Genomic DNA, 25,825 nt, shown 5'->3' on the forward strand with positions numbered 1-25,825 from the left:
CTTTCATGGCTTTGATTATGCGTAACCGGAAAAATGTTGCAAGCAAATAATAAAGAGGTTACGATAAATATCGATCTGATGCGGTGGTCGCATCGGTGAATCAACCAAGGAAAGTAGTCAATGTCAGCATCCGCCTTCACCCCTGCCCACCGCGCCGCTATCGATGCTTTGTGCAAGGAAATCACCCGCAGGGTTCGCAGGGCAGTGACGGCGGACTACGGGGCAACCGACGATGGCCGGTTCTACGATGCAGCGCTGTGCGTCGAGAGTCTTCCCTGGGGTGCCGTGGGGCAGTCCGGCCCTCTTGTGTCGATCCTCACTGGCCCCGGGATCGGTGGCGATGGCTTCGCGGTAATGGGGGCCGATGGCTCTGCGCTGGCAGACGGGGTGGACCTCAAGGAAGCACTCAAGGGGGCAAGACTGGAAGGGGTCCGTGAATATCGCAGGATGAGCCAAGGGAGCCTGCGGTCCGTCTGACGCGGCCTGCGATTGCTTCACTCAGCCCGAGCGTCGGGGTTTCTCGATATGGGCTGAACCGTCCTCATCGCGCTATCCTTTACGACTTGTCACAAGCAAAACTCGATAGGAGGCTCAGTGATTCTTAGTTCCGCAAAGGTTGGACCCTTCAGGTCAATGAATACCGCCCAAACCGTGGCGATTGACCCCGCCGCGACTGTATTCGTCGGTATGAATGAAGCCGGGAAGACGGTGCTCTTGAAGGCCCTGCAGAAATCGTCGGACGCCCTCGGGACCGATTCTTTCGATCCGGTGGAAGACTATCCGCGCAAGGATTTGTCCGCGTATCTGAGGACTCACAAGACCCAACCAGCGGTCGCGACTGAACTGACCTATTCACTGAGCGAGACGGAGGTAGCGGAGGTAAACAGCGCCGTTGGCTGTAACCTCAAGGCTGGGCAGGCCGTAGTCCTAACGTACAAGTACGACAACAAATGGACCATTTCTCTGTCTGTAGATCAGACCTCCCAGATCAAGGCATTTGCCAAAACGCTCGGTACAGATGCCTCTGCGGCGCTCAAGGATTGCAGGGCGCTTCGAGATATCCCGTCGCTCCTTGCAGATGTCAGCCTGACTGAAGCCGATCAGGCCGCGCTTGACGCCATGAATGCGCGGATTGCCGCGGCAGATAAGGTGGGCTGGGGCAATGTAGCCAGTTGGGAGGTCTGGTGCGCGATAAGGTCGAAGGTCCCAAAATTCCTCTACTTCAGCGACTATGACCTCTTGCCGGGAAAGATGAATCTTGCGGACCTCGCGGCGCGGGTGGAGCAAGCCGAGGATGACCCGAAGCAACTCAAGCCGAGTCACAGGGCCGTGCTGGCACTTCTGAGAATGGCTGACGTTTCCTTTGCTGACCTTGCGACCCCTGGGGGGTACGAGGAACTTAAGGCAAAGATTGAAGGCGTGTCCATTACTCTGACTGACCAAGTAATGGAGTTCTGGAAGCAGAACGAGGACCTTGAGGTTGAGGTCGATATCAAGGCCGATGCGACCGATGAAGTCCCGTTCAACAACGGGCCGAATCTATATCTACGCATCAGGAACCGACGCCATCGTGGCGTGAGCACTCCTTTCGATCAGCGCAGTCGCGGATTCATTTGGTTCTTCAGTTTTCTGGTCTGGTTCGACAGCGTCCAGCATCAGATCGACCCTTCAGGTCACTCTATTGGGAAGAAACTCATCCTGCTTTTAGACGAGCCCGGTCTGGCCCTTCATGCCTTGGCCCAGGCCGACTTCCTTCGCTACATTGATCGACTGGCGAACGATCACCAAGTCCTCTATACAACACATTCGCCATTCATGGTGAATTCAGACCGGCTCCATCAGGTGCGGCTCGTTGAGGACCAGCTAAAGCTCGGGACAGTCATTTCTGACAACTTGAATGGTTCTGACCCCCGCACCATCTTCCCCTTGCAAGCGGCGCTCGGCTGGACCATCGCGCAGAACCTTTTCATCTCCGAGCGCAACCTGCTCGTGGAAGGACCCTCGGAACTGATCTACCTACAGTTCGTTTCGGGCTACCTTGAGGCAAACGGAGGCGGGGGGTTGCGAGACGATGTCACTATCGTTCCAACGGGCGGCCTGGATAACTTAGCGACCTTTGTGTCGCTCCTTGGTGCGAGCGGTCTGAAGCTGGCTGTGCTCCACGACTATCGCGGTTCGCCCGAGCAAAAGATGACTGGACTGGTCCGGGACAAGCTCTTGGCAGCAAAGGCGCTGTTCAATGTCTCACAATTCCGTGATCCCGTTAAGACCCCGCAGAGCGGTCTAGCGAGCGACATCGAAGATTTGTTTTCGGTCGCTATGTACCTCAAGTACTTCAACGCCGCGTTCGCTACGCAACTCGGCAGCGTCACAGTGGCCGAAGGCGACTTGCCCCCAGGAGACAGGATCGTTCACCGTCTCGAACAGTTCATCAAAGACAAGGGCCTGCAAATTCGACCCTCTGGCGGCTTCAATCACTATGCGGTCGCCGCCAAGCTGATTTCCGGTCCTCCCAAGTCACTTGATCCTGCAACTGTTGCTCGATTCAAGGCGCTGTTCTCTGCGATCAACGCGGTCTACATTTGATTGCCGCACTCGCTGTCACGCCGAGATAGTTCCGCGCGGTGACGCGCGCGGATCGTCTCCAGGTCCGTGAAATCTTGAACTGGCCTGCGGAATTCCTTCGGCTCCTCGGGACTGCTGCGGCGGCGCTGGAAGTACATCTCCACCCGTGCCCGAATCAATGCCTTGATACCGTCTGGACGCGGGCCATAGCGTTTCAGCATCTGGCGCTTCAGCTTGGCATTCCGCTGCTTACGAGCGTGTTCCTCGGCTTGCCTAGCAGCCTCAGCGAGTCTTCGGGCCTCCATACGGGCGGGGCCACCTGCGGCTCTGATGTTGGCTTGGGCTATACGGCGAGCCTCAACGCTGCGGGCATTCCGCTTGGCCCTGTTCGCCCTGTAGTACTCGCGCACTCGGGCCCTGTCGCATTCGATGCAGTAGGGCATGAAGCGCGAAAGCTGCCATTCGTAGGCCGCCCGCTTCACGTAGAAGTGATCGTCATCGAGCGGCTTCACTTCAAGGCATTTCGAACATTGGCGGTGTGGGGGTAGGGCGTCGTCTCGGGGGCGACGCAATCGAGGGTCGAGGGGTATGGTCATGATCGTTCTTGGCTGGCGGAGGTGGGAGGGCTTTCGGCGCGCGCCCCATGGTTGGGGTGGTGGAGTTAATCACTCCACTCGAAACCATAGGGTCGAAGCGGCACGCAAGTGCGCGCGCGGGCTCCAGCAGGGAAGGTCGATAGAGCGCCGTAGGGGCCCTCCGCAGGCCGCGCACCCGACGCGATGACCCTGGGCCTCCGTTCCCCCCATCGCGCCTTGTAGGCCGGTTTGCGGGCGCCTCGCGTTGCAGGTCACCTGTCATCGTGGGCAGACGGATACGCTATCCGATGGTTGCTTGGGCGTTTTCAGAGGAGAAACGCGGTTCAAACAGGGCCACTGTGGGTGGCTACTGTGGGGGATTGGGTCCCGGGGTGCCTCGGATTGGTGGGGGGCGCTGGTGCCATGCGGTGGCATGCGCTTCGAGCGACGAAATGGGCATCCCCACCCACCCCCTGCGGTCTTCGGCGCCCTGAGCGGGCCAGGGGGCCTACGGGGGTAATCGCCTGCGCGGCGGGACGGAGGAGTGGTCACGCATTTTTGGGAGAAATTTGAGCCGTTCTCGCCGGACCCAGGGCCTCCTTGGGATACCCTCGGACTCCATGAAAATCCTTAGGTACCTGCTGATTTTGGTGGAGCCCATTTGCCCCAGTGTTCCTCGGGTTCATGGGTCTCCTGTGGTTCGCGTGGGGACTGGGGAAACCCAAAGAGGTCCCAGGGGCCGCGCAATCGCCCCAGGCGGGCCCGTTGGAGGGGCAGTGATGCCTAGGGTGCCCAAGCTCCTCGGAGCGCTCCTAGCCCTTGCGGTGGTCTCCGGAACTGTCCAGGCCAACACCAGCGGGAATGAACTCATGGCATGGCTCACCGGTTCAAACGTGGAAAGGGCATACGCGCTGCGCTACATCGACGGGGTCGTTGATGGGATCGCTGTCGGCTCGCAGACCGCTGGCAAGGAGACCGTCTGCCTACCGGCAAGGGTCAACCTGGGGCAGATTGCCGATCTCGTCGCACAAGACCTTCAAAGGGTTCCGGCTAGTCGGCACCTTGATGCCTACGCGCTCATCTACGCATCGCTCGTTACCGCTTGGCCGTGCGAGCCATCGAAATGACTCACACCTCCACGCTCAGGACCTCGTAGTCGTCGTAGTCCTCGAACTGTTCCCAGCCGGCCCCATAGACCCTACGGTCCCCTGAGGCCGAGTGCTCGTGTTGACGGAGCCACGCCTCGATGGCCGTGTCCTCAGCCTTTTTTCTGGTCGTATGTTCTTGACAGTGAAAGCGCCCCGTAGCGCTTGAGCAGATTTCCAGGCGGCCCGGGAACGGGGACCACGACAGGGGCCGCGCCTGTCTCGCGCTTGGCACGGCGCCGGGCGTTCCGACAGGCAGTGCATGTGCTGCGGTAGCCCGACGAGGTCCTAGAGGACGGGAAGACGATCTCAGGTAGGTCCCGCTTGCAGCCGTTGCAGGGCTTGATTGGTACTCGTAGCATTTCCTCCAGGGAAAGCGCATGGAGGTTTCCGGTCGAGGGCTTCACGGCGTGGAGCGCGTCGTCCTCTACTACGTGGATGCGGGATAGGTCCAGGTCAGGCCATGCGCAGAGCTTCGTGTGGTCAGCCACATCTAACTCGATTTCATGTCCCTCGACTGTGGGCAGCTTGATTGTTGTCATGGTGTTTCGGTGAGGAGGACAGGCCGCACCCAGATGGCTCTTAGGTCCGCTCCGTCCCGGCGTGCGCGAAGGCATCAGGAGCAGACCCAAGGCATTCCATCTTTGCGGGTACGGAAGTACCCCCCAGTGGCTTGACCTTAGGTCCTGAGGTAAGCGGGGTATTGAAGAAATGGCGAGGTGCCTGGACTCATTGGCGGCTGCCTTGCAGCCTCGGGGCTGTGCCCCTCGGTGGCTTCGCGGGATGCAAGGCGTTCCCAATGTGGCGCCGTCCGGCTCAGGGGGCCGAGCCTCATGTCACCCTAGTATTCGGGGAAACAGCGGAAACCCAGTATTCATGCGGGTTGCGAGCTAGTCGAAGTGAGGAAATCCTCAGTTCTTCTGGGGAACTGTGTGAACCACGCGATCCGCTCGGCTTCCATCTCCGCGTCCAATCGAGTGACCTCAGCGGCCACAAGGTCAGGGTCTGCGGGCGTACCCCTCCTTTCGGGGGACAAGGAAAATCCTCGGTGCCGCATCCTTAAGTACAGGGCGCTAGCGTGCTCGTATTCGCTCAGGTGGTCGTGCGTCATCCCGCCCGTCCGCTGGAAGGCCGGCCCCAAGAGGCTGTCATGCATCACGACCTTGGCGTCCACAAGGGGCCGGACGTACCTGCGGACGTTGTCAGGTCGCTTTGCGTTGAGGTCGGCATACCAGTTGACCAGGGTATCGATCCCCGGAGTGATTCCCCTTCGCTTATTTGCAAACTTCAGGACGAATTCGGCAAATCGCAGGACCTCGGGGCGAAGGCTTCGTAGGATGGCTGTCCGCTTCTCCACCTTGGAACCGAGGTCGAGTGAGGGGACTTTGTCCGTGTTGACGATTTCCCCGGTACGCGTGACGCACTCGCATGCCCTTTTGATCTTCCCTGTCTTACTGAAACTCACCGACAGGATGGCTATGGGGGCATCGTCGTTCTCGGCGCGATCAATGGGGGGCGCTGGCATTGAAGAAATGGATGATGTTCATGGGGAGACTTGTGTTCGTGACTGACGGTCGATGACCGGCAAAGAAAAACCCGCCGAGGACCTTGCGGACCAGGGCGGGCTTTGGGGCTCAGGCGTTTCGGGTGTCAGGCAGCTATCGCCATGCCTGCGTCCGTGTGGCCGCACGGCCCGCAATTCGACCAGCGAGGCGGGCCGCCTTTCGGCGCTGCTCCTCCGCGTGTATCAGAGCCTTCGACGCGATGCGCGCGGCATGGATTTGCGCGGCTGCGGCACTGTCTACAGGTGCCCCGTGGCCCATGCATTTAGTGGGGTCGCCAATCGAGTCCTGATCGCAATAACGATGGCACTTGGCGCATAGCATCCTGCCCGACGTGGACCAGTAGACCTGCCCGCCCGGTCTGGGCTTGCCGGTGTGCGTCGCCACACGGCCCGCCTCGCGCTCGCTGGCGCGTAGAGTCTCACGAGCGGCGCATTCGTCGCGGACTGCCTGGACGAAGGCTGCAGATGCTGCGATTTCCTCAGGGGTCCGGGGAGGCACCGGGAGGATCTTTGGGCGCCGCCTAACCTTGGGCTTGGGCTCGATAACCTCTGGGAGGCAGTCAGGGCCTTCAAGCCTTTCCAGTTCGTCAGGAATTTCCATCATCAGGTTCCAATGCGTGGAGCAGCAGTAGCCAGGGCAGGGCGTAGATGAGGACCGGCTTCCCATTCACGATCCGCTCGGCTTGCGAGAGCATCGCAGCGCGATTAGCCGGCGACAGGACCATGCCGCCCATCAGTCGCCAAAGTCCACCGGCTTGCCGAAGGCGCCCAGGACCGTGACGTTGTCCATGACGAAGTTCGCCTTCTTGTCGGCGGCGTCGTAACGGCGCTGATACTGCGTTGGGGTTTCGAGGTCCTGCCAAGTCACACTCACGCGGCCCGCGCGGTCCACAGTTCCACGCGGGGCCATGGCGGCTCGCTCCTCGCGTTCGGTGCGGGTCTTATGAGCTTCAGCGGCGAGCGCGGCGGCTTGTGTAGCGGACATGAGTCGGCCATTCACGCTGATCCACTTTTCCATCAGCCGCCAACCTTGCGATTGGGGCCGACATCCATGGCGGATTGATGAAGCGCGGCAGGGCCGGACCAACTAGCGGGAGGGCCACTCCGTCTTTCCGCATTCGATGGGTATACGGTGTTCGCGTCAGGAGCCCGAATAGCGTCGATCAACACAAAGCCCAGATAAGTCCGCGCGTCCGTGGTCGTCGCCTCAACCGCTTGCAGCAGGCGTGCGGTGGATTGACCGGCTTCAAGGGCCTCAGCCAAGCTCCGCAAGTGGGAGTATCGGCTCGCGTGGATAGTCGTGCGCAGCTCGCTGATGGCGCGGAGTTCCGCAATGAAATCAGCGCGTGCCAGCGAGCCGTTGTCATAGCTAGCCAGGGCGGCGTCAAGGCGTGCGAACTGGCTGCGCTCCTCAAGATAGCGATCAATAGCTGGACCCGCATAGAAGCGGCCGCTGCCTTCAATCTCTACGACCGCCGCAGCGCCCGCGGAGGTGATCGACGGCTGAGCTTTGGGGGCCTTGCCGCTTGCCTTCGTAACTCGTGATGCAGCCGCGGCGATGCGGTCTTTTAGATTCGTGGTGGTCATGGAGTGGAATGTGTTGGTTGTCGGGGATTCACTTGCTACGTGCGGCTTCTAGGCGGTCCAAGGTCACCCAGGGGCTACCAGGGCCATCAACCTGAACGATAGGTGCGCCGGAGAGGTCTCGCGTGATTCCAGCGGCCTCGTCGGCTGCAATTTGCTCTCTCACAGCGATCTGTCGTTTGACCGACTCGACGCCTTCCCACTGGCAACGCTGCAGAAGGATTCGGTCTTCGTCGCTACCCGCGGACGCGGCAATGATTGCTTCGTGTCCCGCGAGTTGTTGGAGGGACGCGAAGGGAGCAATCCAGCCGGACAGTTTTGCGCCGCCAGTCTTATTTCCAGACCACACGGAATCGGGAGTGACGACCCCGGTTAGGTCAACATTTCGCAAGCTTCCCCCTGTGACGTTCACGCCAGCCATGAAGGCGCCAGCGAATACGCTTCCATCCAAAGTGCATGCCTGGAATCCTGCCCCCTGCATGTTCGTAGCGTCGTCCGCCTGAATGGTCAGAGCGCAGAGTTCAATGAGGGCGCCGGACACATTGGCGCCGCGCACATCCAAGGCGCCAGCGCATTCGGTCAACCTGAGGCCGGACAGGTCCAAGCCATTGGCATCAGTGGCGCCAAGGTCCAACCTGTGCAGATGCATCCCCGACCGCGCTGCGTACTGCAAGGCGATGCCGCGGTCCCGCGCTTCGTCGCCTGTGGTGTCGGAAAGGTCGAAAGAGATTGGCGAGCCGAGGCCCGCGTACCGCGGATTGAAAGAGATACGTTTCATGTGTTCGTTCGGTTAGTTCGCATTTGCTGGCCCGTCAGGCCCGCGGGCAATCAATCGGGCTGACCAGTGATGGCGTTGCGGCGCAGTTCGATGCCGGGGCAGGGTTCGCCAATGGCTGGCTCGACGCCTTCGGGAACGTTGTGAATCTGGCCCAGCGTCTGGTCCAGCGGTTCTGCGTTGTGCCCGATGGCGCGGACGCGGCCGGTGGTGCGGTCCAGCACGACACGCATGGAAGTCACAGGCGCGTGTACGTGGTTTACGCCATATGTGTTTGCGGCCAAGTTGCCGCGCTTGCTCAAGTTGCTCATTGAGGCTTTCAAATTGATTCGCCGCCCTGAATCGGACGGCAGGAAATAGGCGCGGCCCGTATCTATCAGGCAGGCGGAGGGCTATCAGTCCGCGGCCAGTACCTCGACCTCTGGTAGAGGCCTGGATGCGGTGCGGGCTAGTTGTTTGTTGTGGATCGCGACCATCTCAGCAGTGGGCCGGATGGTGGTTACGCGAGTGGTGCCATCCTTGAAGGTCAGCAGCCACTGCCCGGCTGCGTGGTAGCCACAAGAAGCCAAAGGAGACCCGGCAGTGTTGAGATATTTGCGCGGTGGAGCTTTCGACGGCGCAGGCTTGCGCCACCTCGTTGCAAAGTTGGTCATGGGGAGCGGAAAAGAAAGGAGCGACTAGCCCAATGGGCTCATCGTGCGGCACTTAAAAAAGATCAGTGGACAAGAAGATGGCGCAAGACGCATACGGTCTGCACCCTCAGTCCACGCACTCAACTTCAAGCCACCAGAACTTAGACCGCCTCGTATTCCAAAGATGTGCGGTGCGCTCTGCGCTCTGCGGTCTCGGCCAGGAGAATCAGGCGAGCGTTAGTCACCGATTCGGTTCTTGGTGAAGTCGAAACCGATCTTTTGGCCATTTTTCATGTAAGGGTCCGGCGCAAAATTCTGCGCAGCATTCCTCTGGCTTTCTCGATCTTTGTTGCTCACGTAGGCGTTTGCCGCGGCGCCACCTACATCGGAGAAGAACTTGATCTGATTGCCCTTGAAGGCTGTCTGTGCGCTCAGGAGCGCATCGGTGTTCCCCGCGTGCAGCGCAGCCATCTGGTCGCGCACAGTGGACTTCTGATTGCTCAGTCCCGCGTCGATGCGCGAGTAGTCCTCATCGCCAGCCGCTGCAATGTTGATTGCGTTCGCAGCAAACGAACCACCACCTTGGGCCGCTATGACGCGAGCCATGGAGAGTTGGCGGCTTGTCTGCCGCATGCGGTCGGTCTGCTGCTCGAACGCCTGGGCGGACGCATTTCGCTCCTGCTGCTGGGCGACTCGGTAGCCTTCCGCGGTGTTGCGATTCGCGACCTCGGCTTGGTTGTAGACGGCAGCGTTGGATGCTTGGTTCTGCGCCACAGCGCCGACAACGGCCATGCCGAGCATGGCGATGGTTGTGGGCTCACACATGGGGGGAAGCCGGGGTCACCTGAGGTTGCGGAAGCCCGAAGGCTTCAGCTATAGACCTATTGATGCCCTCCAATAGATCGCAGGCCTCCAGCGCAGCAGAGAAATACTCCTGTGATGCGTTGACATAGGCTGCAAACGCTTCTGGGTCGAGTGGTTCGCTGCGGGAGTTGCGTTCGGCTATCTCTGCGGCCTCACAGGCCTGTGCACGCTGGTCCCTTAGTGCAGCGATGTGCGGAAGGTCGTGGATTTCGTAGTCACTAATCATTTCTTTTCCAGCGCTCTCCAGCGCTCTCGGGTGATAGGTTTCGTCTCAAATTGGACGGGCCGGTTAGTCGCGCGGATGTTCGCGATCTCGCCTTCCCTTCGCTGCATGTTTTGATTGAAGATTTCCTCGCCAGTCGTGCGCAAGCGATAGCCGTACTGGACGCGGAAGTAGCCTCCAGCACCTTCCAACGGGAAGAAGCCCTTGGGTAGCTTGGAACTCAAGAAGTCGAAGGCGGCCTTACGGTCCATGGGAATCTCCAGGTCTTCCAGTTCTCCCTTCGCATTGCGGAAGATGACCGTAGTACCTGGAACGAACATCAGCGGTTCACCGCCCGGCTTCATGACCGGATGCAGACCGCTGCGAGCGTCCGGGGGAAGTAGGTAGATAGACTCCGCGGACCCCGGGTCCGCGTCGGGGCCGAGCGTGCCGAGAAGCGTGAAGCGCTCCCAGTTCAGAGGTGCCCGTTTACCGCCAAGAAACCCGGGGAGTGCCTCGTGAAGCGCCTTGCGATCGATCTTCATGAACGTCTCCAGCGGGTCCTCCTCGCGGCCCCCGACGTACATGCGGGCACCGGAGTACACCTTGACGCCGTTGTAGGTCGCAATCTCCTGCTCTGGGGCTCGGCCCCGTCCCCCGTAAGGGTCCTTGACCAGCGCCATCGTGTTTCCCTGGAGGGGCAGGGGGACGAAGCTCTCATAGGTCTTCTTCACCGCGAACTCGACGGCCGCGTTCAGGTCAGGCTTGGTGCCCCCCTTGAGGGTGCGGGCCTGCTCGCGCAGATGGTCAGCCACGCTCAGGTTCAATGACCGGAGGGCAGCGCCTGAGATGTTCGTGTTCAGCTCGCCGAACCAGTCGTCCCGCCCGATTCGTTCTTTGAGGCGTTCGCCGGCCAGGGACTGGATGTCGTTCTCGATGTCCGTGGCCTTGCGCTCGGGGTCCCTAAGGAGCCTGGAGAAGTTCACGGAGCCTGACTCCTGTTCCTTCGCCATCTCGTTCTCGACCACCGGGTCCGACACCGTGGCCCGCACAGCGGTCTCGATGTCTCGCGTGGCGGCCATGCGGCGGATCACGTCGAAGCGGGCTTGCTCCTTGTCGCCCAGCAGGCCCTTGAGCATCAGCTCGGAGTTGGGACCGTTGGCGACCTCGTGGAGCAGCGTCGCGGCCTTGATGGTCTCGCCTACGTCAGAGCCCATGAGGCCCGATGTGATGATCCCTTTGGTCGTGTCGTCCACGGTGTACGCGAATGCGCTCTGCTCCTTGGGAGACGCAAGCATGCGGCCGTATTCCTTGGCGGTCGCGGTGTCAGCCAACGGCTGAGGGAGACCATGGGAGGTCAAGGTCCGATTGAGGTTGGGGAAGCGCCTAGGGTTCTGAGCGATCCACTGAGCGGTCGCAGCCACGTAGTTCTTTTTGATTTCCGTCCCGATCTCAGCTCCGGTCTCATTCACGGACTGTCGAAGGTCCCCTGTGGCTTGGTGGCCGTTTAGGGTGCTCAGGATCGTGTTGACCTTGGCCTGCTTCTCTAACGATTGCCGCCACGCCCCCGTGTTTCGCCACGGGAATGCACCCTGGCCCACGCCGTGGTTGCTGTCGATCCGCTCGGCACGATGCATGAACCCGAGAAATACTCCGGGGGGCATTGGGAGCCCGGCATTGCGATACTCGGCATCTACGGCGGCGTACTCTCCGTTGAGTGTCTGGACTTCTTCGCCGGCCCTGAAAGACTTGATCTTGTTGGTTTGGTGGAATGCTTGCTCGCTTAAGCGAAGGTAGCTGTCCGGGTTTCGCTTGGAGTAGCCTGACTCGCGCAACGCCGCAAGAGTAGATCGTGCGTGCCCATCATTCTGGATGGCGTTGCCGAGAGCAGCCTCGAACATCCTGTCCGCGGTCTTGAGGTTCCCCTTCGCAATTGCGAGAAACTGCCCGTACCAAGCCTCAGTCTGCCCAGTAGTGACCCCTTGCTGGGTCATCATCTTCCCCGTCACATCCTTGACGACGGCTTGCGTGATGTTGGACTCAACTGTCTGCGCAATGACCTCAGTCTTCTGGGCCACCAGCATGTCGGCCTTCTGCTTCGCGGCCCACACCATGCGGCCGTCTACCGCTGCATCGCCAGTGCCCGCGCCAATCGCGGACTTCAGAAACTCTGTAGCGGCCGCTCGGGGGTCCACGCTCCCGTCGTTCGGGAGGTCGCGCAGGTTCACTGCGAGGTCCCGCGTCAGTTCGTTGGCAGTGGAGTCGGCCAGCGCAACGTCGTAGGCGCCCTTGTAGGCTTGGTATCTGCTGAGTTCTGGATCGCGTGGTCGATCCATGGCCTTGTCGGCCAAGGCCTGCTCAGCTCGTGCCTTGTTCTGTCGATCGATCTCCACGAGCCCTTCGCGGTGCTCGATCTCGGCGATCTGTTCCGCGGTCTTCGCGGCGGTCCCGAAGAAACCCGAGAGGGCTGCGCCTACGGCGCTCAGTGCGGAGCCCTGGCCCTGGCCCTGGACCTGTGCCGCGATGGCTTCGGTCTGATTGGTCCGCACGGTGGCGGCTGGGCTGATTTCAGGCTGGCTGAATTTTGGGGTGTTGTTGAACTGGCGTGTTTGCTGTCCGCTCATGTCGAGCTTTCTTCAGTAGATGGGGCGGTGGAAAGGTCCGCGTGTACCGGCGTAAAAAAGCCCGCAGGGAAAACCATGCGGGCCGGCTGGAATGAACAAAAAGTGCACCTTGCGGCGCGGAATCATTCGGGCCGCTGAGGGGCTTTCGAGAGGCAGAGGAGGGCCCCGCGTCGCTGATGCTGTTCTTGTCGGCGTCTATGCGCCGCTGCATTCAGCGCCTTCCAGCAAGCCTTGCAGACTGTCCGGTAGGCGGCCGTAGTTGCGCCGCAGCGATAGAACGATGAGACCGGAAGAATTGCGCCGCAAGTGCCGCGGCATTGCCGGGTCTTCCGAGAATTTTGAGATTCTGTGAGCATGAGATGGGGCCGACGTGGTCGGTAGAGCTAATGAGAAAAAAGGGAGGCCGCCAGCGGCTCAATAGATAGCGCTGCACAGGGCGCGCCCCATGAGCAATTCGGTTTCTTGGCGCAAAGGTCTCACCTGACGCATCTAATCGTGTCGAGCCTCATAGGGTCTACACCCTCAGTCCATTTACTCTGCGAGACGTCGGTTGGTCCAAGGGTCGCCGATGGGGCCGCTTAGGGTCATCACCCTCCGTCGAGTTAATCGAATCGGCCGGTTGCCGCTTAGGGGCATCACCCTCCGTTGAGTTATTCGGCCTAGGCTGTCTCTCGATGGACTGAGCCTGCCCGGGTACCCACTGACGGGTGCATGTCGGGCGGGTCAGCGCTGTATCCCCGTGAGACAACGATGCCGCCTTCTCAATCCGCGCCAGCTTGTGGCCTGTGGGCGTTGAGAGGCCTAGGTCAGGGCAGGGGGCTGGGGTCGCGTCTCGGAGGGGCGTTCAGAGGTTCATTGGGCGGGCCTCCGTCTTGCATTCGCTGCAAGACTCCATGGCCTCGCAGTTCTGGGCCCGCCGCATGGCGTTGCTTCGCACAACTGGGACCGCGACGCGGCCCACGTCTGCAACGTGGGTAGCCGACTTCTTGACCTCGGCGACGATGGGCGTTGATCTCTTCGAACGGGCAGAATCGCGGTTAGCTGTAGCTATGACCAGCTACGATTCGGTAATTGAAGTTTTGGAGCGCAAAGTGCCGCAGTTAGACGAAGTATTTGGGGTCACATCAAAACCCGTGCTGTCCTATGTGGAGCGCGCCCAAGTGGACGACAGCTTCAAGGAAGCCCTTGGGTCTCACAAGCAAATCATCGTCTACGGGTCATCTAAGCAAGGAAAAACGGCGTTGGTTTCCAAGCATTTGCCCTATAAAGATCATCTGCTGGTCAGTCTCACGCCTAAAACCCAACTGATTGACGTTTACCAGACCATCTTGCATCAAGCTGGCGCAAAGATTGTTGCAGCGGTCACGGAGAAATCTGGTACAGAAAGCAGCGTCTCTGTAGTTACGAAATTCAAAGCTTTGATTCCGCTATTTGGCGGCGCCGAAGCAGAGGCGGGAGGGAATATCAAAGGCTCATCCGGGTCTGAAACAAAATATGAAGAGGTCCCGGTAAATTTGGAGTTGCCTCAAACTGTTTCTGATCTGCTAAAGCGAATGGGGGTTCACAAATGGGTGATTTTGGAAAATTTTCACTATCTACCCGACGAAGTTCAGCAGCAATTTGCCTTTGACCTCCGCGCTTTCCAGGAATTGGGATTGCAGTTTGTTATCTTGGGTGTTTGGCGACAGCGAAACCGAATGGCTCAGTTCAACGGTGATTTGCTAGATCGTGTTATTGAAATTCCGGTTGAACCTTGGCTTGAGGCGGATTTTCGGAGGCTGGCTGTAACCGGTGCTGGTTACTTAAACATCGACTTCTCTGCCGAATTGCTCTCAGCGATCATCGATGCGTCGTTTTCTAGCGTCGGTGTCTTTCAGGAACTAATTCGACAGATATGCATGAGTGCTGGGGTAAAAGGGACGGTCGGGGATAAATTGACAATCGCAGACCTAAATTACCTCGCGGATGCAATTCAGGTAAAAACGGGCGACTATGGCTCCCGCCATGAGCGGGCTCTTGAGGCTATCGCGGCAGGTCACAATTCAGGCGGCGCCAAAGGAGATCAAACCCCACTTTTCTTGCCTTACTACCTTGTTCGCACGATCGTTGAGCACGGGTTTGATGGGATAGCGAGTGGCGCAAGAAAGCAAACTTTGTGGGATTGGATTCGAGCGATTCACCATAGAGGTCAAGACGTCCGCAGCAACGATATGACGAACTTGCTTGGCGGTATTGCAAACCTTCAGTCTGTGAAATCAATTTCGCCTCCCATCTTTGCCTATGACGCGCAACAGCGCATGCTGCAAGTTGTTGATTCGACCTTCTATTTTTTCATCAAAAATGCGAAGGCATCTGACGTCATTGACAACATTCAGGACCCATTGGAGCAATAGGGCGACCGAATTGCCAGCCTTTTGGGGCCTTGGCGATGCGCTCCAGGCTGGTATCGGTGGGCTCGGCGGCGGTGGCCTTGATCCGGCCCCAGGTGCGTTGGCCTCGAAGGACTGTGGGTGGGTAGGGTGACTGTGGGGATTTATGTGGGGACTTCGCGGCCCCGTCATCCGCTGTGGGTGGGTATCGGGATGACGGTAGCTCGCTTCACTGTGGGAGAAACTGTGGGACCAAGATTTGTCAGTCCGATGGTCCCCAGGATCGCTGTCAGTCCAACATCGTCGGGTCTATCGAGGGAAACTCCAGCGAATCTAGGCCCTCATCCTCTGAAGGCTGGGTTCTTTTAATCCGTTGGTCACTGGTTCGAATCCAGTACGTCCTACCACCGAGCCATGCGAAATATGAAAAGCCAGCTGTCAGTCGACAGCTGGCTTTTTTCTTGGGTCCGACGCCAGGCAGGCGGTCAGGACGCCGGCTGTTGCCTGAGCCGCTTGAGCAGCTCGCGGCCCACGCCAAGCGCAGACGCCGGGTTCTGCCCGGTGATGAGCTCGCGGTCCATCACCACGTTCGGCGTGAACGGCGCCTGGTTGCTGCTGTAGGCGCCGCCGGCCTGCTGCAGCGCGGTCTGCGGATAGAACTTCATCGTGCCGCCCTGCAGTGCCGCCTTGGCAAGCTCCTCCTCCTGGTTGCTGATCACGGTCATGCGGTAGCCGGCGTAGATCCAGTCCGGCCGCTGCTCGACCGTGCCGCCCGCCGCGAGCCGGTTCGTGAAGCCCTGTGCATCGGGCAAGGTCGAGAGCAGTGCGATCGGGCCGTGGCACACGAGGGCCGTGGTCTTGTGGCGCGCATGAAAGTCCGCGAGCAGCCGGCCCAGCGCGGGGCTGGTCAGCAGGTCCTGCATGGGCGCATGGCCGCCCGGCACGTAGACGGCATCGAAGCGGGCGTAGCCGATCTGCGCCACGCGCGACAGGCTGATCACCGGCGAGTCCGTGCGCGAGGTGAGCTTCAATTTGTCGAGCAGCGCCTTGTGCTGCTTGAGGGCGGCTTCGTCGCCATCGAAATACATCTTGTCGACCGACGATGCGTCCACGGTGGGCGCGTTGCCCAGGGGCGTGGCGAAGGTCAGCTGGTGACCGGCGTCGAGCAGCAGCTTCACCGGCTGCATCAGCTCGTTCAGATAGAAGCCGGTGGCGAAGACCTTGCCGTCCTTCAGGTCGAGGTGGTCGGCATCCGAGAGCACGACCAGCACGTTGGCGGCCTGCGCGCCGAGCGCGGCCAGGCCGAGGGTCGCGATGGCGGCGAGTTTAGGGAGAGCGTTCATGGACGTTCTTTCCCTTCAGTTCTGGCGCAGCAGCAGTTCGCGCATCGCCGCGCCGACGCCGGCTGCCGACTGCGGGTTCTGCCCCGTGACGAGCCGCCCGTCGACCACGACCTGTGCCGTCCAGTCGGGCGCCGGATGGTGGTGCGCGCCGCGGTGCACGAGCGTGGTGGCCAGCAGGAAGGGCACGGTCTGCGCGAGGCCGACGGCGCGTTCTTCGTCGTCGGTGAAGGCGCTGAGGTTCTTGCCCGCGACCAGGTAGGCGCCGTTGCCGAGCGTCACGTTGACCAGCGCCGCGGGGCCGTGGCACACCGCGCCCACCACGCCGCCCGCTTCGTAGACCTCGCGGGTCACGCGCGCCGCGTCGGGGCTGGTCGGAAAGTCCCACATCGCGCCGTGTCCGCCGGCAAAGAAGATCGCGCTGTATTTCGAGGCGTCGACATCGCCCAGGCGCTGCGTGTGGCGCAGGGCCTCGCGAAAGCCGCTGTCGTTCCAGTAGCGCGCACTGACCGCATCGCCGAGGTCCAGGCCATCGACCGGCGGTTCGCCGCCCTGGATGGACGCGAGTTCGAAGGGGACGCCGGCCGCCTCGAGCTCGGCCAGCGGGTGGGTCAGTTCGCCGAGGTAGAAGCCCGTCGGCTCGCCGCCGGTAGCGCCCTTGGTGCCATGGCTGGTGAGCACCATGAGCACGGGGCGGATCGACGGGGCGGTGGTGGTGGAAGTCATCTGTAGCTCCTGGAAAAGGGTGAAGAGGCCGGGCCCTGTGGCCCTTGAGATCGAATGTATTGATTGCCACGCCGGCGATAAACTGGCCGGTAAGGAAAATATTTGTTCTTCAGGAGACAAGATGAGCCGGCGATTCGATCACCTCGGGGATGTGGAAACCTTCGTCACCGTGGTCGAGAAGGGCTCGATGACGGCCGGCGCCGTGGCGCTGGCGACGACGCCCTCGGTGCTCAGCCGCGCGATCACGCGCCTGGAGGCGCGGCTGGGCGTGCAGTTGCTGCGCCGCACGACGCGGCGCCTGAGCCTCACCGAGCAGGGGCGGCTGTACCTGGAGCAGTCGCGCGCGGCCTTCGCGCTCATCGACGATGCCGAGCGCGCGATGCAGGGGCAGGGCGACGAGCTCACCGGCAGCGTGCGCCTGAGCGTGCCCACCACCTATGCCCATCACCGGCTGCCGGCGCTGTTGCAGCCTTTCTGCACCCGCCACCCGCAGGTGCGCGTCGAGCTGAACATCACCAACCGCAACGTCGACCTCGTGGCCGAGGGTTATGACCTCGCGATCCGCATGGGCCCGCTGCCCGACAGCGGCCTGGTCGGGCGCAAGCTCGAGGACGCGCCGATGTGCCTGCTGGCCGGGCCGGACTACATCGCGCGCGCAGGCATGCCGGCGCGCATCGGCGACCTCGCGCAGCACGCCTGCCTGCCTTTCGTGATGCCCAGCACCGGTCGCGTGGCGCCGTGGATTCTGCAGGAGGGCGGGCGGGACGTGGACTGGACGCCGCACGGCAGCCTCCAGGTGTCGGACGATGTGCTGGGCGTGGTTGCGCTCGCGCTGAGCGGGCTCGGGATCTGCCAGACCTACGACTTCATCGCGCGCCCGCTGTTCGCGCAGGGCCGCGCGGTGGAGGTGCTGGCGCCAGCGTGCGGGCGTTCGCGGCCGGTGTCGGTGATCTATGCGCCGCACCGGCGGCTGTCGTCCGCCTCGCGTGCCCTGATCGATGCGTTGGCCGGCGCGCCGGCCTGACGCGGTGCGCGGGGCTCAGCGGTCGAACGCGGCCTGCAGCTCGGCCTTGCTCGTGACGCCGCGGTGCAGCTGGAGCATGAGCAGCAGGCGCGCCTTCTGCGGGCTCAGGTCACCGGCCATCACGGCGCCGGCCTCGTCGCTGGTCTTGCCGCCGCCCACGAAGCCGTAGACCGGGCGCGTGCGGCCGTTGTGCACGCGCGTGGAGACGACCACCGGCACGCCCTTGGACAGCGCGTACTTGAGCGCCTCGAACATCGAGACGTTCATGTTGCCCATGCCCACCGCCTGCACCACGATGCCCTTGGCGCCCTGGTCGACGGCGTAGCGCATCAGCGAGCCGTCGGCGCCGCCGAACATGGCGACGATTTCCACGCGCGGCATCTCGGCGCTGCCGATGTCGATGTGCTGGCGGCGCAGCGGCGCGCGGGTGAAGACGACCTTGTCGTCCCACACCTCGCCCAGGAAGCCGAAGTCGCCCGAATTGAAGGTCTCGACGTTGGCGGTGTGCGTCTTGGTGACGTTGCGTGCCGCGTTGATCTGGTTGTTCATTGCCAGCATCACGCCCTTGCCGCGCGCCTCGGGCGTGGTGGCGATGCGGATGGCGTTGAGCAGGTTGCGCGGGCCGTCGAAGTCGGGCGACGAGGCATTGCGCTGCGCACCGATCAGGATCACCGGCTTGTCGGACTTGACGGTCAGGTCCAGCCAGTAGGCCGTTTCTTCCATGGTGTCGGTGCCGTGCGCAATGACCACGCCGGCCACCTCGGGGCGCGCGAGGGCGTCGTCGACGGCCTTGGTCAGGCGCGTCCACCATTTCGCCTCGATGTAGTTGGACGACATGGCCGAGAAGTTGTTGACCTCGATGGTGGCGTACTTGCCGGCATCGGGCACCGTCTGCATCAGGTCGTCGCCCGAGATCGCGGGCACCACGCCCTTGGTGACGGGGTCGATCTTCATCGCGATGGTGCCGCCCGTGGCGATGAACTGCACGACGGGTCGCGCTTGCGTCTGCGCCTGCGCCGACGTGGCCACTGCTGCCAGGCCGATCGTCGCGAGTGCCAGTGTCCTCTTCAGTGTCTTCATGGGTTTCCTTGGCGGTGTGAGGGTGCGCGCCGATGCTACGCGACGGCTGCGCCACACCGTGGACGCCAAGGAAGATGTGCCCCGTCGGGCACGCAGGCAGGGCTACGCCGGGGCGTGCCAGTCTTGCGTGGTCTGCGCCGCGAGGTTCACGGCGCCTTCGTGGCAGGGCTGAACCTCCAGGGGATCGCACGGGCTGCTGATCTGGCGCCCATCGAACTTGATGCGGATGTGCGAATTGCTCGCGCCGGCGACGGTGCCGAGCCGGCCGCCGCAGATGACGCGGGCTCCTCTTTCGAAGCTGACGCCGTAGCGTTCGCGGATGTCCCTGAGGCTCATGTGATTCCCTTTGTTCCCTGTGCTGACAGTGAACGAATCGTCTCTTGGGCCCGCGTGGTACTGCGTAGGTCGCATTCCGTTACACCGTGTAGGAAAAAAGAGGGGTTGACGGAAGGCGGACGCCTCGGGGGCACTGGCGCGCAGAAATGAAAAAGCCCTCGCGAGGAGGGCTTTTGTCGGAATGTGGTCGTGAACTCTTACGCGGTCCACGCTACGGCAAAGATTCGTTTGCGGAAGTCATTGTTGTTTTTCTCGTCGCTATGACTTCGACGCGCTGGTATGAGATTCAGCTTGCCTGGCCAGGCAAATGCCCGATGATTTCGGGCAACCGCGAATTATATACCAGAATGAACCGACCCCATCAAAAGCCGCCGCCCGGCGCGCAGCGGTGCAGGCAAAAAAAACAGCCCGCACGAGGGCGGGCTGGAAGGTGACTTGCTGGAGGAGGGAGGATCAGAGGTGCAAGCCACCGGGAGAAACCTCACTGTGCCCGGCGAATCTGTACGCAACCTGACCTCGCGAAAAGAGGCCCTTTGGGCCTTCAGTCTTCGTCTTCCCACTTGCCGATCACGGTGCCCAGCACGGTGAAGGGCACGCGCACGGCCTCGTGCGCGGGGTTCAGCGGCAGCAGCCAGCGGCGGCCCGCGTCTTCCTTGTAGACCTTGAAGGTGACTTCGCCGCGAATGTCGTCGTCGAGCTTGGCGACCACGCGCTCGCCGTCGTCGGGCGTGGTGTGCTGCGGGTCGACGAAGACGATCGATCCGGCCGGGTAGCTCTTCAGGTGCCCGTGCGGCGAGGTCATGCTGTCGCCGCGCACGCGCAGCGCGTAGGTGCCGGCGCTGTGGTGCGCGATGCAGGGAATCCAGCGCTCGGCCAGCGTGGGCCGGGGCGGCGATTCGGCGCCGCGCCATTCGCCGGCCTGCTCCCACGAGATCAGCGGCACGGTGCCGGGCGTCTGGGGCGCGAAGGCCGGGCCGATGGGCGCGATGCGGGTGACGCGGTAGGGGCCGGGCGGCTCGTGGGCGTTGTCGCGCGCCAGGCGGATCTGCACCTCGTCCCACGGGGCCGGGCCGTCGCCGGTGTCGAGCCAGTTGGGGTCGGCGCGGTAGGCGCGTGCCAGGGCGAGCACGCTCATCGACCGGCTGGTGTCGCCACGCTCGATCTTCGAGATGCTCGACTGCTTGACGCCCGAAGCGGCCTCGGCCTGCTTCTGCGTCATCTTGGCGAATTTGCGTGCGGCCAGGGCACGTGAAGCAATAGTCTCCATGGGGTGGAGATTCAAGCGCAGATGAATATTCGTATTGGACTCTAAAATAGGAAAAAAAGGGAGGATCGATATGAAGCCACGCGAATTGGTGCAGGCGCTGCGAGCGCTCGGATTGACGCAAAAGCAGATCCAGGAACGCACGGGCATTCCGCAGCCCACGGTCAGCAAGATCGGGCTGGGGCGGGTGAGCGACGTGATGTCGCGCCACTACGTCGCGCTGCTGGCCGCCTACGAGCAGCGCATGAAGGAAGAGGCGCTGCGGCCGGCCCCGCACTACGGACCGCCGCCAGCCGGCGACTGAGCCGGCAACCGAGCCGGAAGTGGCCGAATCAGGCCGGCTTGAGCCGTTCGGCGGGCTCGGGCGGCGTCAGGGCCAGCGTGGTGCTCACGCGCACGCAGTCCTTGATGTGCTGTTCGCCCAGCGCGCGCAGCGCGGCATAGCCGAGCGCGGCCGACACGACCTGCCCGGCGATGGGCACGTACTTGGTGGCCTGCTTGGCGGTGAGGCGGATGCCGGCGTGGCGGGCCAGCTTCATGAGCAGCTCGCGCGTGACGAGCCGCCCCACGAGCAGGGCGCCGAGCGTGGTCGCGGCCTTCTGGATGCGCTCGCGCTGGTGCGGCGCAAGCTTTTCGACCTGGGTGACCGAGAGGCCGAACTCGGCGCTGATCTGCGGCACGAGGCGCGACAGCAGCGCCGCGTCGGCCATCCAGTCGACGCCGGGCAGTGGCACGGCGCTGGCAGCGGCGGCCATGAGGGCCTTGCGGCCGATCAGGCGCCGGCTGCGGTGGATGGCCGCGATGAGTTTTTCATCGCCCCGGGCGAGTTCGATCGAAGAAGGCATGCAGCGTGGCTCCTTGGCGGGTTCCCTGACCTTGCCATGCTACCCGGCCCGCGCAGGCTGGCTGATTGCCAGCCGCGCGCGGCCAAAGGGTTTAGGCGGCCAGCGCTTCGAGCTGGTCGGACAGCGCCAGCCAGCGCTCCTCGAGCTGCGCGATCTCGTCGTTGAGCGCCTTCAGCCGCTTGCCGGCATCGGCGATCTCGGCGGGCGGCAGCGGTTCGGCCAGCCGGGCTTCGAGCGTGCTGCGCTCGGTGCTGGCCGCGGCCATGCGCTCGTCGATCTTGGCGATCTCCTTCTTCAGCGGCTTGGCCTGCTCGCTGCGCTGCTGGCGCTCCTGGGCGTCCTGCTTGCGCTGCTCGGGGGTGTTGCTGCTCTTCACTGGCGCTGCAGCTGCGGCGGCCGCAGCTGCAGCCGCCACGGCGTCCGCCTCGCGCACGGCCACCTTGGCCTCTTCGCGCAGGCGCTTGGACTCGTCGAGCAGGTAGCGCTGGTAGTCGTCCAGGTCGCCGTCGAAGTCGGCAACGACGCCGCGGCCCACGAGCCAGAACTCGTCGCACACCGAACGCAGCAGTGCACGGTCGTGGCTCACCAGCATCAGCGTGCCTTCGAACTCGTTGAGCGCCACGGCCAGGGCTTCGCGGGTGGCGAGGTCCAGGTGGTTGGTGGGCTCGTCCAGCAGCAGCAGGTTGGGGCGCTGCCAGACCATCATCGCGAGCACGAGGCGGGCTTTTTCGCCGCCGCTCATGGTGCCCACGGGCTGCTTGACCATGTCGCCGCTGAAATTGAAGCTGCCCAGGAAGCCGCGCAGGGCCTGCTCGCCGGTGGCTTCCTTGGCATTGCTGCCGAGTTCGCGCGCCATGCGCACCATGTGCTCCAGCGGGTTGTCCTGCGGGCGCAGCACGTCGAGTTCCTGCTGCGCGAAGTAGCCGATGTTCAGGCCCTTGCCTTCGGTGACCTGGCCGGCCAGCGCGCCCATTTCGCGCGCGATGGTCTTCACCAGCGTCGACTTGCCCTGGCCGTTGGCGCCCAGGATGCCGATGCGCTGGCCCGCCAGCACCGAGCGGCTCACGCCGCGCAGGATGGTCTTGGGCGCTTCGCCTTCAACCTCGTAGCCGAAGCTCGCGTTGTCGATCGAGAGCATCGGGTTCGGGATGTTGCCCGGCTCCTTGAACTCGAAGGTGAAGTCGGCCTCGGCCAGCAGCGGCGCCACCTTTTCCATGCGCTCCAGCGCCTTGACACGGCTTTGCGCCTGCTTGGCCTTGCTGGCCTTGGCCTTGAAGCGGTCGATGAACTTCTGCAGGTGGGCGATCTTGTCCTGCTGCTTGCTGAAGGCCACCTGCTGCTGCTCCATCTGCAGCGCGCGCATGTCCTCGAACTTGCTGTAGTTGCCGCCGTAGCGCGTGAGCTGGGCGTTGGCGATGTGCAGCGTGACGTCGGTCACGGCGTCGAGAAACTCGCGGTCGTGGCTGATGACGATCATGGTGCCGGCGTACTTCTGCAGCCAGGCTTCGAGCCAGACGAGCGCGTCCAAGTCCAGGTGGTTGGTCGGTTCGTCGAGCAACAGCAGGTCGCTCGGGCACATCAGCGCGCGCGCCAGCTGCAGGCGCATGCGCCAGCCGCCCGAGAAGCTGTTGACGGGCTCGTCGAGCTCGTGCGACTTGAAGCCCAGCCCGAGCACCAGCGCCTGCGCGCGCGGCACGGCGTCGTGCTCGCCGGCATCGGCCAGGTCGGTGTAGGCGTGGGCCAGCTCCATGCCGATGTCGGCGTCGTCGGGGTTCTCGGCGTAGGCCGCCTCGATGGCGGCCAGCGTGGCGCGCAGTTCGGTCAGGCGAGTGTCGCCGCCGACCACGAAGTCGGTGGCCGACTCCTCGGTCTCGGGCATGTCCTGCGCGACCTGGGCCATGCGCCACTGCTTGGGAATGTAGAAATCGCCGCCGTCTTCGTGCAGCGTGCCGTTGAACAGAGCGAACAGCGACGACTTGCCGGCGCCGTTTCGTCCCACCAGGCCGACCTTTTCGCCGGGGTTGAGATTGACGGTGGCGCCGTCCAGCAGTTTCTTGGCGCTGCGGCGAAGAATGACGTTTTTGAGAGTAATCATGAAATAGGAACCGTAGGGGGGATTATCCCGCCCGGCCTTCGGCGACCCGGCGCGAAGGGGCAAAGGCGGACATCGCCCGATGAAAGGGGGCGCAGCCCGGAGGCTGCGTGCAAGGCGGTGAAGCGGGGGCGGCGGGCGTCGCTAACGCGCGCCGGCGCCGGCCAGCAGCGCCGTCCGGGTGACCAGCAACACCTGGTCTTCACCGGCCGAGGTTTCGAGCCAGACCACCTCGAGCTGCGGAAACGCGGCCTCGAAGTAGTCGCGCTCGTTGCCGATTTCCAATACCAGCACGGCCTGCTCGCTCATGCGGGCGGGCGCGTCGGCGAACAGCTGGCGCACGAAATCCATGCCGTCGGTGCCGCCGGCCAGCGCCAGTTCGGGCTCGGCGCGGTATTCGGCGGGCAGCGCGGCCATGCTGGCGCTGTTCACGTAGGGCGGGTTGCACAGCACGAGGTCGTACGTGCCGGGCACGTTCTTCAGGCCGTCCGATTCGATCAGCGTGATGCGGGCGTCGAGCGCGTGGCGCGTGACGTTGATGGCGGCCACTTCGAGTGCTTCGGTCGACAAGTCGGCCGCATCCACCGTCACATCCGGGTAAGTGAGCGCCGCAAGCACCGCGAGGCTGCCGTTGCCTGTGCACAGGTCGAGCACGCGCTGCGTGTGTTCGCCCAGCCAGTAGTCGATGCTGCCATCGGCGATGAGCTCGGCAATGAAGCTGCGCGGCACGATGGCGCGCTCGTCCACGTAGAACGGCACGCCCTGCAGCCAGGCTTCTTTCGTGAGGTAGGCGGCGGGCTTGCGCGTGGCGATGCGCTCGTCGATGAGGGCGGCTACCTTGGCGGCGTCGGCCGGCGACACGGGGGTGTCGGCCACGGCATCGATGTCGTCCAGCGGCTGCTTCAAGCGCCACAGCACGAGCCAGGCGGCTTCGTCGAAAGCGTTGGCGGTGCCGTGGCCGAAGGCCACGCCGGCCTCTTCGAGCCGCTTCGCGCCGGCTTCGATCAGTTCGATGACCGTGCTCATCGCGCGCCTTGCGCAAGCGCCGCGTCGAGCCCGCGCAGCGTGCGCAGGTAGATGTTCTTCAGCGTCTCGATCTCGGCCACCTCGATGTGCTCGTCGATCTTGTGGATGCTGGCGTTCACCGGGCCGCACTCGACCACCTGCTTGCAGATCTTGGCAATGAAGCGCGCGTCGCTGGTGCCGCCACTGGTCGACAGCTCGGTGTCCAGACCGGTTTCTTCGCGGATCGCCGCCTGCACCGCCGTGACGAGTTCGCCCGGCGTGGTCAGGAAGGGCAGGCCGCCGACGGTCCAGGCCAGCGTGCAGTCGACGCCGTGCGCGTCGAGCACGGCGTGCACGCGCTGCTGCAGCGATTCGGGCGTGGACTCTGTCGAGAAGCGGAAGTTGAAGTCGATCACCGCGCTGCCCGGAATGACGTTGCTCGCGCCGGTGCCCGCATGGAAATTGCTGATCTGCCAGCTGGTGGGCTGGAAGTAGGGGTTGCTTTGCGCGTCCCAGCCACCGGCGGCGTTGATCGCCACGAGTTCGGCCAGCGCAGGCGCCACCGTATGCACCGGGTTCTTCGCCAGGTGCGGGTAGGCGATGTGGCCCTGCACGCCGTTCACCGTGAGCTTGCCGCTCATGGTGCCGCGGCGGCCGTTCTTGATCATGTCGCCGCAGCGCGTGACCGAGGTGGGCTCGCCGACGATGCAGTAGTCGATGGTTTCACCGCGTGCGGCCAGCGCGTTGCAGACGATCACGGTGCCGTCGACGCCGGGGCCTTCCTCGTCGCTGGTCAGCAGCAGCGCCAGCGTGAGCGTCGGGTCGGGCTCGCCCTGCAGGAACTCTTCGATGGAGGTCACGAAGGCCGCGACCGAGGTCTTCATGTCGCAGGCGCCGCGGCCGTAGAGTTTGCCGTCGCGGTGCGTGGGCGTGAACGGGTGGCTGCTCCACTGGTCGAGCGGGCCGGTGGGCACCACGTCGGTGTGGCCGGCGAAGACCAGCGTCTTGGTCGCCTTGCCGTTCGTGGGACGGCGCACGGCCCAGAGGTTGGTGACCCGGAAATCGGCCGGGCCGCTCTCGATGGTTTCCAGCGTGAAGCCCAGCGCGGCGAGGCGTTCGCCCAGGATCTGTTGGCAACCCGCGTCGTCGGGGGTGACGGAAGGGCGCGAGATCAGTTGTTCGGCGAGCTGGAGCGTACGGGACATCGAGGGAGC

At 63.1% G+C, this 25,825-nt stretch carries 25 protein-coding genes; 6 read left to right on the forward strand and 19 right to left on the reverse strand.

Annotation, left to right across the window (positions count from 1 at the left end; all coding sequences use genetic code 11):
- The first annotated feature begins 120 nt into the window (after window positions 1-120).
- Both AC07O4_RS04855 and AC07O4_RS04860 read left to right on the forward strand, forming a co-directional pair.
- Window positions 121-477, forward strand: a complete 357-nt coding sequence (locus AC07O4_RS04855; protein ID WP_495303884.1) for a hypothetical protein — start codon at window positions 121-123, stop codon at window positions 475-477.
- Window positions 478-633: 156 nt separating this feature from the next.
- Window positions 634-2,586 carry an AAA family ATPase gene (locus AC07O4_RS04860; RefSeq protein ID WP_495303885.1) on the forward strand — a complete coding sequence of 651 codons (1,953 nt, stop codon included), beginning with the start codon at window positions 634-636 and terminating at the stop codon, window positions 2,584-2,586.
- Here AC07O4_RS04860 and AC07O4_RS04865 read toward each other — a convergent pair.
- Entirely contained in the window at window positions 2,577-3,077 is a 501-nt protein-coding gene (locus AC07O4_RS04865; RefSeq protein ID WP_495303886.1) for a hypothetical protein, read from the reverse strand. The two genes, AC07O4_RS04860 and AC07O4_RS04865, sit on opposite strands and share 10 nt — an antisense overlap.
- Before the next feature lie 932 nt (window positions 3,078-4,009).
- Between AC07O4_RS04865 and AC07O4_RS04870 the strand changes: the two genes are divergently transcribed.
- Window positions 4,010-4,267, forward strand: coding sequence for a Rap1a/Tai family immunity protein (locus tag AC07O4_RS04870; protein WP_495303887.1), 258 nt, complete (start codon window positions 4,010-4,012; stop codon window positions 4,265-4,267).
- Window positions 4,268-5,159: 892 nt separating this feature from the next.
- On the opposite strand, the gene AC07O4_RS04875 is transcribed toward AC07O4_RS04870, so the two are convergent.
- The 9 genes from AC07O4_RS04875 to AC07O4_RS04915 all read right to left on the reverse strand — a co-directional run bounded on the left by AC07O4_RS04875 (window position 5,160) and on the right by AC07O4_RS04915 (window position 12,530).
- Entirely contained in the window at window positions 5,160-5,810 is a 651-nt protein-coding gene (locus AC07O4_RS04875) for a hypothetical protein (RefSeq protein ID WP_495303888.1), read from the reverse strand.
- Between the two features lie 772 nt (window positions 5,811-6,582).
- Window positions 6,583-6,867, reverse strand: a complete 285-nt coding sequence (locus tag AC07O4_RS04880) for a hypothetical protein (protein ID WP_495303889.1) — start codon at window positions 6,865-6,867, stop codon at window positions 6,583-6,585.
- The gene (locus AC07O4_RS04885) at window positions 6,867-7,436 is read right to left on the reverse strand and encodes a hypothetical protein (RefSeq protein ID WP_495303890.1); all 570 of its coding nucleotides are present in this window, start codon (window positions 7,434-7,436) and stop codon (window positions 6,867-6,869) included. Before AC07O4_RS04885 ends, AC07O4_RS04880 begins: the two co-directional genes overlap by 1 nt.
- Before the next feature lie 28 nt (window positions 7,437-7,464).
- A complete protein-coding gene (locus tag AC07O4_RS04890) occupies window positions 7,465-8,211 on the reverse strand; it encodes a pentapeptide repeat-containing protein (RefSeq protein WP_495303891.1) in 747 nt (248 codons plus the stop codon).
- A 50-nt stretch (window positions 8,212-8,261) separates the two neighbouring features.
- A complete protein-coding gene (locus AC07O4_RS04895; RefSeq protein ID WP_495303892.1) occupies window positions 8,262-8,441 on the reverse strand; it encodes a hypothetical protein in 180 nt (59 codons plus the stop codon).
- A gap of 162 nt (window positions 8,442-8,603) precedes the next feature.
- Window positions 8,604-8,861, reverse strand: coding sequence for a hypothetical protein (locus AC07O4_RS04900; RefSeq protein WP_495303893.1), 258 nt, complete (start codon window positions 8,859-8,861; stop codon window positions 8,604-8,606).
- Between the two features lie 216 nt (window positions 8,862-9,077).
- Window positions 9,078-9,641, reverse strand: coding sequence for a virion core protein, T7 gp14 family (locus AC07O4_RS04905; protein WP_495303894.1), 564 nt, complete (start codon window positions 9,639-9,641; stop codon window positions 9,078-9,080).
- Window positions 9,642-9,657: 16 nt separating this feature from the next.
- On the reverse strand, window positions 9,658-9,930 hold the full coding sequence (locus tag AC07O4_RS04910) for a hypothetical protein (protein WP_495303895.1): 273 nt from the start codon (window positions 9,928-9,930) through the stop codon (window positions 9,658-9,660).
- A complete protein-coding gene (locus AC07O4_RS04915) occupies window positions 9,927-12,530 on the reverse strand; it encodes a hypothetical protein (RefSeq protein WP_495303896.1) in 2,604 nt (867 codons plus the stop codon). The genes AC07O4_RS04910 and AC07O4_RS04915 overlap by 4 nt, the downstream gene beginning before the upstream one ends.
- 893 nt (window positions 12,531-13,423) lie before the next feature.
- Here AC07O4_RS04915 and AC07O4_RS04920 point away from each other — a divergent pair.
- A complete protein-coding gene (locus AC07O4_RS04920) occupies window positions 13,424-14,923 on the forward strand; it encodes a hypothetical protein (RefSeq protein ID WP_495303897.1) in 1,500 nt (499 codons plus the stop codon).
- A 461-nt stretch (window positions 14,924-15,384) separates the two neighbouring features.
- On the opposite strand, the gene AC07O4_RS04925 is transcribed toward AC07O4_RS04920, so the two are convergent.
- On the reverse strand, window positions 15,385-16,242 hold the full coding sequence (locus AC07O4_RS04925) for a type 1 glutamine amidotransferase domain-containing protein (protein ID WP_495303898.1): 858 nt from the start codon (window positions 16,240-16,242) through the stop codon (window positions 15,385-15,387).
- A gap of 15 nt (window positions 16,243-16,257) precedes the next feature.
- The gene (locus AC07O4_RS04930; RefSeq protein ID WP_495303899.1) at window positions 16,258-16,965 is read right to left on the reverse strand and encodes a type 1 glutamine amidotransferase domain-containing protein; all 708 of its coding nucleotides are present in this window, start codon (window positions 16,963-16,965) and stop codon (window positions 16,258-16,260) included.
- A gap of 121 nt (window positions 16,966-17,086) precedes the next feature.
- Here AC07O4_RS04930 and AC07O4_RS04935 point away from each other — a divergent pair, with 121 nt between their 5' ends.
- A complete protein-coding gene (locus tag AC07O4_RS04935; protein WP_495303900.1) occupies window positions 17,087-17,989 on the forward strand; it encodes a LysR family transcriptional regulator in 903 nt (300 codons plus the stop codon).
- Between the two features lie 15 nt (window positions 17,990-18,004).
- Here the strand turns inward: AC07O4_RS04935 and AC07O4_RS04940 are convergent, their stop codons facing one another.
- The 3 genes from AC07O4_RS04940 to AC07O4_RS04950 form a co-directional block, all read right to left on the reverse strand.
- Window positions 18,005-19,069 (reverse strand): asparaginase, encoded by a 1,065-nt coding sequence (locus AC07O4_RS04940; protein ID WP_159271705.1) that lies wholly within the window; start codon window positions 19,067-19,069, stop codon window positions 18,005-18,007.
- Window positions 19,070-19,171: 102 nt separating this feature from the next.
- Entirely contained in the window at window positions 19,172-19,405 is a 234-nt protein-coding gene (locus tag AC07O4_RS04945; protein ID WP_369628980.1) for a hypothetical protein, read from the reverse strand.
- Window positions 19,406-19,946: 541 nt separating this feature from the next.
- Window positions 19,947-20,672 carry a helix-turn-helix domain-containing protein gene (locus AC07O4_RS04950; RefSeq protein WP_095745425.1) on the reverse strand — a complete coding sequence of 242 codons (726 nt, stop codon included), beginning with the start codon at window positions 20,670-20,672 and terminating at the stop codon, window positions 19,947-19,949.
- Window positions 20,673-20,742: 70 nt separating this feature from the next.
- On the opposite strand from AC07O4_RS04950, the gene AC07O4_RS04955 reads away from it, so the two are divergent.
- On the forward strand, window positions 20,743-20,973 hold the full coding sequence (locus AC07O4_RS04955; RefSeq protein ID WP_062470169.1) for a helix-turn-helix domain-containing protein: 231 nt from the start codon (window positions 20,743-20,745) through the stop codon (window positions 20,971-20,973).
- A 28-nt stretch (window positions 20,974-21,001) separates the two neighbouring features.
- Here the strand turns inward: AC07O4_RS04955 and AC07O4_RS04960 are convergent, their stop codons facing one another.
- From AC07O4_RS04960 to dapE, 4 genes are all read right to left on the reverse strand, one after another.
- Window positions 21,002-21,514 (reverse strand): hypothetical protein, encoded by a 513-nt coding sequence (locus AC07O4_RS04960; protein WP_139701662.1) that lies wholly within the window; start codon window positions 21,512-21,514, stop codon window positions 21,002-21,004.
- A 91-nt stretch (window positions 21,515-21,605) separates the two neighbouring features.
- Complete coding sequence (locus tag AC07O4_RS04965; RefSeq protein ID WP_095745423.1) at window positions 21,606-23,609, reverse strand: ABC-F family ATP-binding cassette domain-containing protein; 2,004 nt, start codon at window positions 23,607-23,609, stop codon at window positions 21,606-21,608.
- Between the two features lie 141 nt (window positions 23,610-23,750).
- A complete protein-coding gene (prmB, locus tag AC07O4_RS04970; protein ID WP_495303901.1) occupies window positions 23,751-24,632 on the reverse strand; it encodes a 50S ribosomal protein L3 N(5)-glutamine methyltransferase in 882 nt (293 codons plus the stop codon).
- Window positions 24,629-25,816 (reverse strand): succinyl-diaminopimelate desuccinylase, encoded by a 1,188-nt coding sequence (gene dapE / locus AC07O4_RS04975; RefSeq protein ID WP_495303902.1) that lies wholly within the window; start codon window positions 25,814-25,816, stop codon window positions 24,629-24,631. Before dapE ends, prmB begins: the two co-directional genes overlap by 4 nt.
- Between the last annotated feature and the right edge of the window lie 9 nt (window positions 25,817-25,825).

The organism is Variovorax sp. GW821-FHT09D04 (assembly GCF_059416405.1).